Origin of the sequence: Actinomycetospora callitridis (assembly GCF_028737265.1) — a bacterium.
GTDB classification, from domain to species: domain Bacteria; phylum Actinomycetota; class Actinomycetes; order Mycobacteriales; family Pseudonocardiaceae; genus Actinomycetospora; species Actinomycetospora callitridis.
Window position 1 is genome coordinate 183,547 of sequence record NZ_JAQZAK010000006.1, and the last position, 13,859, is coordinate 197,405.

A 13,859-nucleotide genomic window follows, 5' to 3' on the forward strand; every position below is an offset into this window, starting at 1 on the left:
CGTCGTCAATCCCGACGCGCGGCCAGCGCCGTCCTCACCGGCGTCGACGCAGCCCCGAGGCCCGTCCGATCGGCCGGGCGATCGCGGCCCGGACGGCGTCCTCGCTGCCGACGAGCCGCACCTTCGTCCGGGCGCGGGTGACCGCCGTGTAGAGCAGCTCGCGGGTCAGCAGCGGCGACTCGGCGGGGGGCAGGATCACCGAGACGCGGGCGAACTGGCTGCCCTGGGCACGGTGCACGGTCATCGCGTGCACGGTCGCGATGCCGTCGAGCAGGGCCGGCGCGATCTCCACCGGCGCCCCGCCGCGGGCGAACACCGCGCGGGCACCCCGGGGCGTGGAGATCACCACCCCGGTGTCGCCGTTGTAGATGCCGCGGTCGTGGTCGTTGGCCGTCACCAGCAGCGGGCGTCCGGGGTACCACTCCTCGTCACGGTCGGCGACGGGCCCGGCCTCGAGCACCCAGCGCTCGACGTCGGCGGCCCACCGGGTGACGCCCCACGGGCCGCGTCGGTGCGCGCACAGCAGGCGGTGCTCGTCGAGGCGCGTGAGGGCGAGCGACGCGTCACCGTCCAGCGCGGCGAGCTCGGTCTCGGCGGCACCGCCGACGACCTCCTCGCGCAGCTCCCGCAGGCCGCCCGGATCGCGGGTGGTGAGGTCGGCGTCCTCGACGAACACCACGTCGTGGTGCCCGGCGCGCAGGGCGGCGACCGCGGCGTCAGCGTCGCCCTCACGGATCGCGGCGGCGAGCGTGGCGATGGTGCCGTGGAACCTCCAGGTGCGGTCGAGCACCGTCACCCCGCCCCGCACCGGCGGGCCCGGCGCGCCGACGCGTTCCAGGGTCCGGTCGAACACCGGCTCCGGGTCGGCGGGCGCCGCGACGAGGTCACCGAGCACCGCGCCCGCCTCGACCGAGGCGAGCTGGTCGGGGTCGCCGACGAGCACGAGCCGGGCGTCGGGCCGCACGGCCTCGAGCAGCCGGGCCATGAGCGTCAGCGACACCATCGACGTCTCGTCGACCACCACCACGTCGAAGGGCAGGTGCCGGTGGCGGTCGTGGCGGAACCGCGACGACCCGCGGATCGGCCCGAGCAGGCGGTGGATCGTCGAGGCGGAGAGCCCCGTGATGCGCGCGCGGTCGGCGTCCGGGAGGTCGACCTCGGCGAGCGCCTCCGACAGCCGCGCGGCCGCCTTGCCGGTGGGGGCGGCCAGCGCGATGCGCAGCGACGGGTCCTGGTCGCGCAGCACCGCGAGCAGCGTCGCGACGGTGGTGGTCTTGCCGGTGCCGGGGCCGCCGGCGAGCACGCTGGTCCAGCGCAGCGTGCACACGGCGACGGCGCGGCGCTGCGCGTCGTCGGGCGCGCCGTCACCACCCTCCCGGGCGCGGAAGAGGCGGTCGAGCGCGACGTGGAGCCGCTCCTCGTCGACCTCCGGGGGCGGGGCGGCGGCGCGCTGCGCGAGGGTGGCGCGGACCTGCTCCTCCTGGCGCCAGTACCGGTCGAGGTAGAGCAGGCCGTCGACCAGCCGCAGCGGGCGCCCGGCCGCGGTGGCGGCGTCGTCGGCGACCAGGGGCGACGCGGCGACGGCCGCGGTCCACGGGGCGGGGTCGGGCCACGGCAGGTCCGAGGTGTCGACGACCTCGTCGCCCTCGGCCAGCACCGTCCGGTCGACGGCGGCGAGGTCCAGGCACACCGACCCGGCCCGCAGCGCGCGCACCACCAGGGCGGCGGCGAGCAGGACCTGCTCGTCGTCCTCGCCGCCGAGGCGCCCGAGACGGCGCGCGACGTGGACGTCGGTGGGCGCCAGGACGCCGCGCATGTTGAACGCGGCGAGCAGGCCCGTGGCCCGCGTCGCGAAGCGGATGCCGTCCTCGGCGAGGAGATCGCCGACCACGGTCGGCGCGCTCACCGCCGGCCCCCGTCGAGCAGGGAGCTGAGCTCGACGACGAGCGCGGCCGGCGGCGACCACGCGAACACACCGCACGTCGTACCGCCGACCACCGGGGTGTCCGGGCCGCACATGCCGCGCAGGAACAGGTAGAGCACGCCGCCCAGGTGGGTCGCGGGGTCGTAGCCGCGCAGCCGCCAGCGCAGGAACCGGTGCAGGGCGACCGCGTAGAGGATCGCCTGCAGGGGGTAGTGGGAGCCGATCATCGCGGTGGCCATCGCCGTCGGCCCGTAGTGCGCGGCGGTCAACGGCTCGCGACCGGTCGGGCCCACCGGCCCCAGCCAGTTCGTCTTGTAGTCGACGACGACGAACCGCCCGTCCGGGCCGCGCAGGACACCGTCGATGCTGCCGGTGAGGTAACCGCGCAGCACCTGGTCGCCGAGGCCGTGGGCCTGGTGCTCGAGGGCGTCGGGGTAGGCGGCGAGCGGATCGTCCGCCGGCAGGTGGCGGCGCAGGAGCGCCGCGACGGCGGCGAGCGTCACCAGCGGCGTGTCCGCGCCCGCGCGGTCGCCGCCGGCGAGCGGGAGCTCGAAGTCGAGCTCGGCGAGCCGGTCGGCGGGGGTGACGTCCGCGAGGCTGGCCGGCCCGCCGCGCGGCAGCGGCGTGCGCATCACCGGCAGGAGCGCCTCGGCGAGCGTCGTCGCGTCGACATCGGCGTGCGGGTGGTGCCGCAGCTCCTCGGTGGCCGCGGCGACGAGCGCGGCGTGCAGGTCGCCGGTGGCGGTGTCGACGGTCTCGAGCACGGAGTGCACGAGCGTGCCGAACGCCGCCCCGACGGGCAGGTCCGCCATCGGGGACGGGACGGGCTCGACCTCGTCGGGGACCGGCGCCGCAGCGTCCTCCGGATCGTCCTCGTCGACGATCGTGCGCTCCTCGGGCTCGCTGACGGGCGCACCGGCGTGCGCGCCGGCGGTGAGCGAGGAGTACGACGAGCGCCGCCAGGCGAGGTCGAGGGGGCGGTCGAACGGGGCCGCGGCCAGGGCGTGGACGCGTCCCGCGGACGGGACGAAGGGCACCGCCGTGCGCGGCTCGACCCGCTCGACGGCGATGTCGTCCCCGGCCAGCACGCTCAGCTCCGCGAGGACACGCTCGTCCTCGACCACCGGGTACGCGCCGTCGGGGCTGGTGCCCGGGGCGGGCCGCCCGAGGAACAGGCGCTGCACCGCCGAGTTCGCGGTGGTGGTCGCGGGCGCCCACCAGCACACGACCTGGCCCTGCGCGCGGGTCAGCGCGACGTAGAGCAGGCGCAGGTCCTCGCCGTCGTCCTCGGCGCGCGCCGCGGCGACGTGCTCGGGCCACGCGGGGTCGTCCTGCCCGCCGACCGCGCGCACCCGCCGGCCGTGCTCGTCGTGGTGGGTGACGACGGTCGGGGTGTCGGAGACCCAGCGGTCCCACCCGAACGGCACGTAGACCACCGGGAACTCGAGGCCCTTGCATTTGTGCACGGTGAGCACCTGGACCGCGCTGGCGTCGGAGTCGAGCCGCCGGCTGCGCTCGGGACGCAGCTCGCCGGTGCCCGCGGCGGCCTCGGCCATGCGCGCGCGGAGCCACTCGACCAGCGCGACGACGCCGAGACGCGACTCGACCGCCGCGGCGTGCAGGACCTGGCCGATGTGGCGGATGTCGGTGATGCGCCGCTCGCCGTCGACGCGGGCGAGCACCCGCGCGGCGAGCCCGGTCTCCGCCGCCACGGCCTCGAGGAAGGCCGCGACGCCGCGGTCGTGCAGCGCGGCGCCCCACCGTCGCAGCATCCCGCCGACCTCGGGCAGGACGGCGTCGGCGTGGGCATCGAGGTCGACGGCGGCGTGCCCGAGGAACACCGTGAGCGCGGCCGCCCGGACCCGTCCCGTGCGGCCCGGCTGCTCGACGGCCTCGAGCAGCGTCAGCCACTCCTCGGCGCTCTCGGTGGCGAACACGCTGGTGGCCCCGGCGAGGACCGAGGGCACGCCCGCGACGGCGAGGGCCTCGCGCACCAGGCCCGCCTGCGCGTTGGTGCGCACGAGCACCGCGACGTCGCCCGGGCCGAGCGACGGGTCCTCCCGGCCGTCCTCCCAGCGGGAGTCGGCGGCGACCAGCTCGGCGACGTCGGCGGCCAGGTCGGCCGCGATCCGCTCGCGGACCGGGCCGACCATCGGGAGCCCGGTCTTCCAGTGCGACCGCAGACCGGCCCGCGGGAGCACCCGCAGGCGGAACGGCGCCGGCCGGGGCGCGCCGACGAGCCTGCGCGTCGGGTGCGCGGACTCGACCCGCGGCACGACGATCTTCTCGTCGCCCAGCGCGGCGCCCCCGAAGACGGTGTCCAGGGCGCGCACCAGCGGCTCGTCACTGCGCCAGTTCTTCGTCAGCCCCTCGCGCGTGCCCGCGGTCTCGACGGCCTGCAGGTAGCTGACGACGTCGGCGCCGCGGAAGGCGTAGATCGCCTGCTTCGGGTCGCCGATGAAGGTCAGCGCCGTCGGCCGGTCCGCGGACTCCTCGTGGAACGCCGCCCGCAGGATGTCCCACTGGATGGGGTCGGTGTCCTGGAACTCGTCGACCAGCACGACCGAGAACCGCGCCCGCAGCCGCGCGCGGGCGGCAGCACCGAGCTGCGGATGGCGCAGCGCGCGGTGCAGGCGCAACAGCATGTCGTCGAACGTGAACAGCCGGCGCCCGCGCTTGCGCCGCTCGACCTCGGCGCGCACGGCCTCGGCGAACCCCGCCCGCGCGCCCGCCGCGTCGGGGGCGTCGCGCCCGGGCGCGATGCGCGCGCCGGGGTCGTTGACCACGGCCTGGCCGATCGCCAGGGCCGTGGCGCGGTCGAAGTCGGGGGTCTTCGCGCCGGGGACGGCGTACTTGCGCAGGTAGAAGTCGTCGACGACCTCGGTGACCACGTCGTCGATGCGCTCGACGAACGTGCCGTCGGGATCGGTGTCGCCGACGATCCCGAGGCCGGTGAGCATGTCCTGGCAGAACTGGTGGGTGGTCGCGATCGTGGCGGCGTCGAAGCCGGCGAGCGCCGCACCCAGCCGGGCGCGCCGGAGGGCCACGACGGCGTCGTCGCCGTCGGCGAGCAGCCGGGTCACGGGGTCGTCGTGGCGGCGCGCGCCCGCCGGGTCGGCCAGCGCGCGCTCGGTGGCCACGAACCGGCCCCGCACCCGCTCGCGCAGCTCGCGTGTGGCCTCGCGGCCGAACGTCACGAGCATGACCTGCGGCAACGTCGCGTGGCCCTCGGCGACGTAACGGGCCGCGAGCGCGGCGATCGTGTACGTCTTGCCGGTGCCCGCGCTGGCCTCGAGGACCGTGGTGCCGCTCGGGAGGTCGCCGCAGACGTCGAAGGGGCGCGTGAGCGTCGCGGTCATCGGCTGCCCAGCTCCTCAGCCTCGCGCACCGGCGTCCACAGCCGCGTGGCGAGCCCCGCGAACCTGCTCGGCGCCTCGCCCGTCGCCGCCCCGACGAGGTCGTCGAGCAGGCGCCGCCGCCCCCAGACGAGGACGTGCGCGGGGTCGACCTGCTCGCCGCCGAAGCGGGTCGCCCACTTGTCGCGCGCCCGGTTCATCGCCGCGCTCTCGCCCTTCGTCGCCCGCGCCTGGGCGTAGGCCTCCGACGTCTGGCACATCAGCGGCAGCGGCTCGAGCATGCCGTCGGCGTGCAGGGCGAGGAGGTCGGCGAGCACCTTCTGCGCCACCTCGGGCTCGAGCGGCCCGAGGGTGGAGACGGTGGTGGGCTTGTCCCAGGAGCCGCGGCCGACGGTGACGGCCCGCCAGGTGCGGTCCGGGTGGGCGGCGCTGAGCGCGAGCAGGCCGATCCAGGCGCGCAACCGGTGCTTGGGCGCCAGCCGCGAGAACGTCACGGTGACCAGCGTCGACTCGTGCACCCCGGCGACGGAGCCGACGAGCGTGTCCGAGGTGATGTCGACGTCGGTGGCGGCCGCGTCGCGCAGCCCGGTGACGGCGGCGGTCAGCGGTTCGACCTGACGGCCGATGTCGCGCACCAGACGGTCGCCGAGCGGGCCGGGCGGGAGCTCCCCGCGCCGGCGTTCCGCCTCCATGCAGGCCGCGACGTCACGGCCGTCGAGCCGGTCGCGCAGCAGGCGCTCGCCGATCGCCCAGCGCGCGAGGCCGTCGGGCTCGACCGGCACCGCCTCCGCCGTCTCCTCCTCCTCGCCGCGGGCGAAGACCCCGAGGCGCTGGCGGAGGAACGCCCGCACCGGGTGCTCGACGAACCGCACGAGGTCGTCGACGTCGAGCGGTCCGCGCGGACGGGCCGGCAGCGGACCCGGCAGGAACGGGACGAGGGCGGAGCGCTCGGAGCGCAGCGCGCGCGTGCCGGCGAGGGCCGCGCCGTCGAAGGAGAAGGGCGCGCTCGCGTCGAAGTCGCCCGCGTCGAACGGCTGGAGCGGGTTGCGCCGCGTCAGGTGGTCGCGGGCCCGCTCGGCGCCGTTCTCAGAGGTGGGGGCGAACGCGAAGGTGGCGTCGAGGGTGTCGAGCAGCTCGCCGATCGGGACCGCGGGCGGCCGGTCAGCGCCGGTGCGCTCGTCGGCGCCGGAGTGGACGACGACCAGGTGGTCGGTGGCGGCGACGATCGCGTCGAGCAGCAGCTGGCGGTCCTCGGCGGCGGGGTCGCGCTCGCCCACGCGCGGGTCGCGGGCCAGCACGTCGTCGCCGTCCGCGCGGGTCTCGCGGGGGAAGACCTGGTCGTCCATGCCGAGCAGGCACACCACGCGGTGCGGCACCGAGCGCATCGGCATCAGTGTCGCCACCGTGAGCGTGCCGGTGCGGAAGTTCGCGCGGGTGGGGCGGCCGGCGAGCCGGTCGGCGAGCACCGCCCGCACGTCGTGCAGCGTCATCGTCGGGTCGTGCGGGGCGCTCTCGAGCACCGCGGTGAGCTCGCCGCGCGCCTGCGCGAGCTGCCAGGCGTCGGCCGGGACGGTGGCCGTGAGGCCGTCGAGCCCGCGGCGCAGGGCGTCGATCCAGGCCGCGAGGGGCTTCTCGCCGCGCAGGTCCTCGAGCACCGCGCCCACGCGGTCGACCAGCTCGCCGAGGCGCCCGACGCGCTCGGCGTCGCCGGAGTCGACCTCGTCGAGCGGGAGCGCGTCGCCCAGCCAGTCGCCGCCGTCGGCGGACATGGCCACGCCGACCAACAGGCGGTCGAGCCCCTGGGACCAGGTGTTCTCGCCGAAGCGCGCGAGGGAGAACGCCGCGCGGTGCGGCGCGTCGAGCCCCCAGCGGACCCCGGCGCGCTCGGCGAGCTCGCGCAGACGCGCGAGGTCCTCGTCGTCGAAGCGGAAGCGCCGGCGGACCGGGTCGGACTCGGCGAGGTCGAGCAGCTGCGAGGCCGTCACCCGCGCGTCGGCGAGGTCGAGCAGCGTGGCGAGCGTGCCGAACAGCGGGTTGACCTCGCGCAGCGAGCGGTCGGCGAGCCGGACCCGCAGCCGGTGGCCGGGGTGCGCGGTCGCCTCGCCGTCGCCCGGCCCGAAGGACGCCGTGACGAGCGGGGCGAACGTCTCGATGTCCGGACACAGGACGATGACGTCGCGCGGCTCGAGCGTCGGGTCGGCGCGCAGGATGCCGAGGATCGTCTCGCGCAGGACCTCGACCTGGCGGTCCGGACCGTGGCAGCGGTGCACGCGGATGCTGCCGTCGTCGACCGCGGGTCGGGCCGCGGGCGCGCGGTCGTGGCGCAGGTCGTCCTGCAGCTGGGCGAGCAGGGTGGTCGGCGTCGTGGCCGCCGCGTGGTGCCGGTCGGTGCGCGCGGCGCGTCCCGGGCGGGACAGGCGCAGCTGCAGCTCACGGACGTCGCGCCCGAGGCTCGCGAGCAGGGGGTGCGCCACGGCCTGCGCGCTCGTGTCGTCGGCGCGCCGGCTGCCCTCGCGTCCCTCGAGGCCCGTCCAGAGCGCGGGTGAGGGGTGGGGCAGCCAGAGGTGGACGTCGTGGTCGACGGCGAGGGCGTCGAGGACGGTGAGCTCGGTGTCCGAGAGGCGGGTCGCCCCGAACAGCGAGAGGCGCGCCGGGAAGCGGCCGGCGGGCACGCGGACGTCCGCGACCGTCTCGGCCGGGCTCACCGTCGCCACCCGTGCCCGCAGCCGGCGCCACAGCTCGGGCTGCCAGCGCAGGTCGTCGGGTGTCTGCGTGTCGTCCCCGGCCGCCCAGGCGCGGACCAGCGCGGGCCGGTGGTCGGCGTAGCGGCCGAAGAGCCGGGCGAGGTGACGGGCGGCCGCGAACCGGCGCCCGCGTCGGGTGTCGCCCTGGTCGCCGACGCCGAGGAAGGCGCCGAGCGGCGCGCACCACGGCTCCTCGGCGCACTCGTCGATGGTCTCGAGCAGCGGCCACACCAGGCGCTCCGGACGCCACGGGTCCTCGTCCGGGACCGCCAGCACGCGTCCGACGACGTCCGCGGGCGACGGGAAGACGACGTTGGCGCACACCCCGTCGTCCCCGCCCGTGACGCCGAGCCGGTGGGACAGCCGCTGTGCGAGCCACCGCTCGATCCCGCGCGTGGGGACGGCGACGAGCTCGGGCGCGAAGGGGTCGTCCGGCGGGTCGGCGAGCACGTCGGCCAGGGCCTCGACGAGCCGATCGGCGCGCTCCGCCCGATGAACGTGCAGCACGCCTCCACCTCCCCCCGGCGACCCGGTCCTGCTCGCTCGCGACGCTAGACGAGGGGGCCGACAGCTCCGCCCTCCGGGCTCGTGAGTCGGTGCGCGTGTCCTGGTACGGACGTCCGCGCCCACGTCTTGACCTCGACCTTCGTTCACGCCGCAGCCTCGGTCGCGTCGTCGATCCGAGGAGTGGACATGCGCGTGGTGCAGGTGGAGGAGTTCGGTGGACCCGAGGTGCTGCGTCCCGCCGACGCCCCGGATCCGGAGCCCGGATCCGGCGAGGCGGTGATCGCCGTGTCCGCGTCCGACGTGATGTTCCTGGACACGCTGCTGCGTGCGGGGTGGGGCGAGGACTTCTTCCCGGTCCGCCCGCCCTACGTGCCGGGCAGCGGGGTGGCGGGGACCTGCGCCGGGCGCCGCGTCGTCGCCGACACCAAGCAGGTCGTGGGCGGGTCGGAGATCCCGGTCGGGGGCTACGCCGAGCAGGCCGTGGTGGCGGAGTCGGAGCTGATCCCGATCCCCGACGCCCTCACCGACCAGCAGGCCGTGGCCCTGCTCCACGACGGTCCGACGCTGCGGTCGCTGCTCGACGCCGTGGCGGCGCGGGAGGGCGAGCGGGTGCTCGTCCTGGCCGCCGCCGGCGGGGCGGGTGTGCTGCTCGTCCAGGAGCTGACGCGGCGCGGGGTGCACGTCGTCGCCGCGGCGCGGGGTCCGGTGAAGACCTCGCTGGCGCGCTCGCTGGGCGCCGCGGAGATCGTGGACTACGGGTCCCCGTCGTGGACCTCCCACGTCGGCTCGGTCGACGCCGTGCTCGACGGCGCCGGCGGCGCGCTCGGCCGGGCGGGGTTCGGGATCGTGGCCGATGGCGGCCGCTTCGTCTCCTACGGCACGGCGGACGGCGAGTTCGCGTCGCCCGACCCGGACGAGGCCGCGCGACGGCGGATCGCCCTGACGGGCCTGACCGACCTCCCCCGCCTCGACCGCGCGGCCCGGAGATCTCACGTCGAGCGGACCCTGGCCGAGGCGGCGGAGGGACGCTACCGGCCGGTGATCGGGCAGACCTTCCCGCTCGAGAAGGCCTCCGACGCCCACGCCGCCATCGCGGCCCGGACGGCGGTGGGGAAGACGCTGCTGGTGCCGTGAGCGGCCGGCGTGGGAGGGGTGGCAGGGCAAGATCTTTGATCCCGGAGCGGACGTTCCGCTGAGCGGAGCGACCGCTCCACGGATCGGGATCTTCGGTGTGCCGCGGAGCGCGGGGTGGGGCGAGAGAAGAAGACCGTGTCCTGAGGACACGGTTGCTACTTGGCGGGGAGGGGTGGGAGGGAGGCAGCGAATCGTTCCGCGACACGTTGACCACGGCCACAGGGGTCGTCGGCTTGACCGTTGGCGCCGAGATCGCCCTCGTAATAATCGGCGATGAATCCCTGACCCGCCGCAGTTCCTACGGTGATCGTGCAGCCGATCGAATCGGTCGAACTCTGCTCGAGAGTCGCTGGCAAGCCCGCGATGGTCGTCGGCCGAAAGATCGCGAACTGCCGCGTCCTGTAGGTGTCGACGAGGACGTCCCTGGTGCCCACCACGATGAAGGTGACGTCCTGGGAGTCGTCCTGCGAGTCCCAGACGCAGCCTCGCTCGCCTGTCAGCAGGACATCGAGTCGACCAGTTCCGTTGAATCCCAACTCCTGCATCTCGCCGGAGGAGAGCGGACTACGGCAGGGGTCAGCGGCGAAGGACCTCACGTCGCGAGGATCGTTCGCGAGCGGCGCCCCATATCGCTCCTCCTGAGCCGGTTGCGGCTGTGGCGGAGAGCCGCCACAGGCCGCCAACGCGAGAGCCAGGATCACCGCGCCCGCGTATCGCTTCACTGCAGCGAGCGAAGATTGCCGGCTGCCGCTGAATTCTCGCGTTCGTAGGCAGCAAACCCAGTCCGAAGTGCGCCGATCAGCCTCTCGATCTCTGCGATGCCCCCGTCGAGCGCCTGCATCAGGGAACCGGCGCTTCCGACGCCGACCTCGCTGAGCTTCTGAGCGGCGTCGAGGCTGACCTGGTCCCTCGTTGGTGGATCCACCTGACCGAGGGCTATGGCGTCTCGCTTGATGCCCTTGAGCTCGTCCCGAGCCTGCTCCAGATCCCGGATCGCCTTCGGCGCCCGGGCGATGTCCACGGCGAAGGACCCGCCGCCGGCTTGGGTCATTGCGTCGCCCTCCTCCCGATCACCGACCGCTCACGCTAGCCACCGGCGCCACGCCGTGGGTGCGGTTCGGACGAAGATCGGGGGTTCGGTGACGAACCCCCACAGATCTGCAGGGGTTCGTCACCGAAACAGCGATCTACTGCCGCTCCGCGTTCGCGTGCACCGCGTCCCGGACGTACTGGGCCAGCCCGGGGGCGATGTCCTCGTACGTCTTGGTGAAGCGCGGGTCGGAGACGTACATGTCGGAGATGCACGCGTGCATCTCGGCCGGGCAGTCGTAGAACCACCGCGTGATGTGCTGGCGGTGGGCCTCCGCGGCGTCCACCGCCGCCGGCCCGTCTGCGGGCTCACCCGCCTGCAGCGCGACGACGAAGCGGCCGTGGATGTCGTCCATCTCGGCCTTCATCGCCTGCCAGTCGGCCTTCGTGTACTGCGAGGTGCGCTGCTGGGACTGACGCCAGGCGTCGGTGTCGCCCCACCGCTCGCGCGCCTCCTCCTGGTACTCCTCCTTGTAGCCCTCGCCGAACAGTTCGCGCTGCTCGGCGGGGGTCAGCTGGATGCCGGACACTTCTGCCTCCAGGGCTCGGTCGATGGCCGTGACGAGCTCGCCGAGCTCGTCCAGCCGGGACATGACCGCGGCGCGCTGCCGGCGCAGGTGCCCGGCGACGTCGGCCTCGGGGTCGTCGAGGAGGACGGCGACCTCCTCGAGCGAGAACCCGAGCCGCCGGTAGACGACGACGTGCTGCAGCCGCACGAGGTCCTCGTCGGTGTAGAGCCGGTACCCCGACGCACTCCGGCGGCTCGGGCGCAGGAGCCCGATCTCGTCGTAGTGGTGCAGGGTCCGGACCGTCACCCCGGAACGCTCGGCGACCTGGCCCACCGTCCACGTGGTCGTCCCCGGTGCCGTCTCGGTCATGGGGACCACCCTCGGGCCTTCCGTCGCGTGAGGGTCAAGTGTCGCTCAGGATCGTACGAACCCGATGAGCCGCGGCACCACGCTGCGCGGCACGTCCCCGGCGACGTCCGGCCGGAACACGTCCCCGACGACGTCCTCCTCGGGCTCGCCGTACATCTCCAGGCGCTCGACCGAGCAGTGCTCCATCACCTCCGCGATGTAGGGGTCGGAGAGGCGCCAGTGCTCCACGATCGCCGCCGAGTCCGGGTAGAGCTGGAAGCTGTGGGCGAGGAGCCGCTCGTCGTCGATGAAGACCTGGACGGCGAGCTGGGGCCCGTGCTCCTCGACGAAGGCCACCGCCCGCTCGACGGCTGCGCGGAACTCGTCGAGGTGTCCCTCGGTGATCCGCATCGTGTTGTGCAGCAGGAGCGGCGCGTGCCGCGTGGACCGGCTCACGACGCCACCCCCGAGGGCAGCAGGAGCGTCGAGTCGCCGAACTCGTGCCACAGGTACCGCTCCGCCACGGCCGCCTCGTACGCCCGCCCGACGAGCGCCGGCCCGGCCACCGCCTCGAACAGCGCCAGGTGGCTCGCCTCCGGCTCGTGCAGCCCGGAGACCAGCCCGTCGACGGTCCGCGCCGGGCGGTGGGAGCCGAGGACGAGGTCGGTCCAACCGTGTCCCGAGGACACGGTCCCGTCCGGCGCCGCCACGGTCTCGAGCGCCCGCACCACGGTCGTCCCCACCGCGACGACCCGCGCACCGGCCGCCCGCGCCGAGTTGACGAGACGGGCGGTGGACGCCGGCACCCGGAACCGCTCGGCCGTCGGCGGCTCGTGCTTCTCCTGGCTCGACACCCCGGCGTGCAGCAGGAGCGGGGCGACGGTCACGCCGCGCGCCATCACGCGCACGAGCAGCCGCTCGGACAGCGGGCGCCCGGCGCTCGGCATCTCGGCACTGCCGGGCTCGGTGGCATAGACGGTCTGGTGGTCCGCGAGCGGGAACCGCCCGGCGAGGTGCCCGTACGCGATCGGGTGCCCGTACCTCGCGAGATGGCCCGCCCTCCCGACCGCCGGCCAGGGCCGCGCCCGCCACAACCGTCGCGGGGCGTGCTCGTCGGGGTAGGGCGCGACGAGGGTGAGGACGACGCCGGGCAGCGTGAGCCGGTCGCCGGCCGCGACGTCGCGCTCGGGTCCGTCGGGGCGGCGGGGTTCGACGACCCAGTCGCCGTCGTCGAGGTCCGTCGCCACGTGCAGCGCCATGGCCCGCCCGTCGCGGTGTCGGGCGTCGAGGGCGGCCGGGAGGGTCGCGGAGGTGTTGACGACGAGAAGGTCGCCGGGGTCGAGGACGTCGGCGAGCTCGTGGAACCGCCGGTGCTCGACGACGCCGGGACGGGCGACGAGCAGCCGCACGCCGTCCCGGGCGAGACCTCGGTGCTCGGGCGGTTCGTGGGCCTCCGCGTCGGGCGGGAGCCGGAAGGACGTCACGGGCAGCACGGTCATGAGGCCACCGCCGGGGTGAGGTCGGCGGCGCGGTAGCGGCCGCTGGGGTGGTCGCCGTCGACGAGCGCGCGCAGCGCGGGCACGACGGTCTCGGGCTCGGGGCGGTCGCTGATGTCCTCGCCCGGGAAGGCCTCCTGGTGCATCACGGTGCGCATGTCGCCGGGGTCGACGACGTACACGCGCCACTGCGGGTTCTCGACGGCCAGCACCGCGCCGAGGTGCTCGAGCGCCGCCTTCGACGTGCCGTAGCCGCCCCACCCGGCCATGGCCTCGGCTCCGGCGTCGGACGTGACGGCGACGATCCGCGCCCCGGGACGCAGCAGCGGGCGCAGCGCCTGGACGAGTCCGAGCGGCGCGACGACGTTGACGCGCAGCACCTGCTCGAGCACGTCGAGCGGGTAGTCGGCGAGCTCGGGCTGCGGGCTGGGTCCGAGCAGGCTCGCGTTGAGGACGAGCAGGTCGAGGCCACCGAGGTCGTCGGCGGCCTCCGCGAGGGCGGTCCGGTGGACGGGGTCGGCGACGTCGCCGGGGACCGTGACGACGCCGGGCAGGCCGGCGACGGCGGCGGCGAGTTCGTCGCCGTGGCGCGCGTCGACGACGACGCGCCAGCCGTCGGCGGCCAGGTCGGCGGTGAGCGCGCGCCCGAGCCCGCGGGACGCGCCGGTGATCAGTGCTGTGGGCTGGTGTCGGCTCATGTGCTCGACGGTGCGACCTAGACGGAAGTCGAGGTCAAGCGTTCTTCCGGAACG

The 13,859-nt window shown here is 75.4% G+C and carries 10 protein-coding genes; 1 reads left to right on the forward strand and 9 read right to left on the reverse strand.

The genetic code is table 11. The annotated features are described in order from the left end of the window. Positions 1-34 precede the first annotated feature (34 nt). From recD to recC, 3 genes are read right to left on the reverse strand one after another with little or no spacing between them, the layout of a single operon-like run. The gene (gene recD / locus PH191_RS19835) at positions 35-1,906 is read right to left on the reverse strand and encodes an exodeoxyribonuclease V subunit alpha (protein WP_274196344.1); all 1,872 of its coding nucleotides are present in this window, start codon (positions 1,904-1,906) and stop codon (positions 35-37) included. Further along, entirely contained in the window at positions 1,903-5,283 is a 3,381-nt protein-coding gene (locus tag PH191_RS19840; protein ID WP_274196345.1) for a UvrD-helicase domain-containing protein, read from the reverse strand. Before PH191_RS19840 ends, recD begins: the two co-directional genes overlap by 4 nt. Further along, positions 5,280-8,531 (reverse strand): exodeoxyribonuclease V subunit gamma, encoded by a 3,252-nt coding sequence (gene recC / locus PH191_RS19845; RefSeq protein ID WP_274196346.1) that lies wholly within the window; start codon positions 8,529-8,531, stop codon positions 5,280-5,282. Before recC ends, PH191_RS19840 begins: the two co-directional genes overlap by 4 nt. Positions 8,532-8,717: 186 nt before the next feature. On the opposite strand from recC, the gene PH191_RS19850 reads away from it, so the two are divergent. After that, positions 8,718-9,665 (forward strand): zinc-binding dehydrogenase, encoded by a 948-nt coding sequence (locus tag PH191_RS19850; protein ID WP_274196347.1) that lies wholly within the window; start codon positions 8,718-8,720, stop codon positions 9,663-9,665. Positions 9,666-9,820: 155 nt separating this feature from the next. On the opposite strand, the gene PH191_RS19855 is transcribed toward PH191_RS19850, so the two are convergent. The 6 genes from PH191_RS19855 to PH191_RS19880 all read right to left on the reverse strand — a co-directional run bounded on the left by PH191_RS19855 (position 9,821) and on the right by PH191_RS19880 (position 13,805). Further along, the gene (locus tag PH191_RS19855) at positions 9,821-10,387 is read right to left on the reverse strand and encodes a DUF3558 domain-containing protein (protein WP_337994083.1); all 567 of its coding nucleotides are present in this window, start codon (positions 10,385-10,387) and stop codon (positions 9,821-9,823) included. Then, positions 10,384-10,716 (reverse strand): PE domain-containing protein, encoded by a 333-nt coding sequence (locus tag PH191_RS19860; protein WP_274196349.1) that lies wholly within the window; start codon positions 10,714-10,716, stop codon positions 10,384-10,386. Before PH191_RS19860 ends, PH191_RS19855 begins: the two co-directional genes overlap by 4 nt. A 136-nt stretch (positions 10,717-10,852) precedes the next feature. Then, positions 10,853-11,632, reverse strand: coding sequence for a MerR family transcriptional regulator (locus tag PH191_RS19865; RefSeq protein WP_274196350.1), 780 nt, complete (start codon positions 11,630-11,632; stop codon positions 10,853-10,855). A 45-nt stretch (positions 11,633-11,677) separates the two neighbouring features. Continuing rightward, positions 11,678-12,067 (reverse strand): hypothetical protein, encoded by a 390-nt coding sequence (locus PH191_RS19870; protein WP_274196351.1) that lies wholly within the window; start codon positions 12,065-12,067, stop codon positions 11,678-11,680. Continuing rightward, a complete protein-coding gene (locus PH191_RS19875) occupies positions 12,064-13,110 on the reverse strand; it encodes an S-adenosylmethionine:tRNA ribosyltransferase-isomerase (RefSeq protein WP_274196352.1) in 1,047 nt (348 codons plus the stop codon). The genes PH191_RS19870 and PH191_RS19875 overlap by 4 nt, the downstream gene beginning before the upstream one ends. Beyond that, a complete protein-coding gene (locus PH191_RS19880) occupies positions 13,107-13,805 on the reverse strand; it encodes an SDR family NAD(P)-dependent oxidoreductase (protein ID WP_274196353.1) in 699 nt (232 codons plus the stop codon). Before PH191_RS19880 ends, PH191_RS19875 begins: the two co-directional genes overlap by 4 nt. Positions 13,806-13,859: the final 54 nt, after the last annotated feature.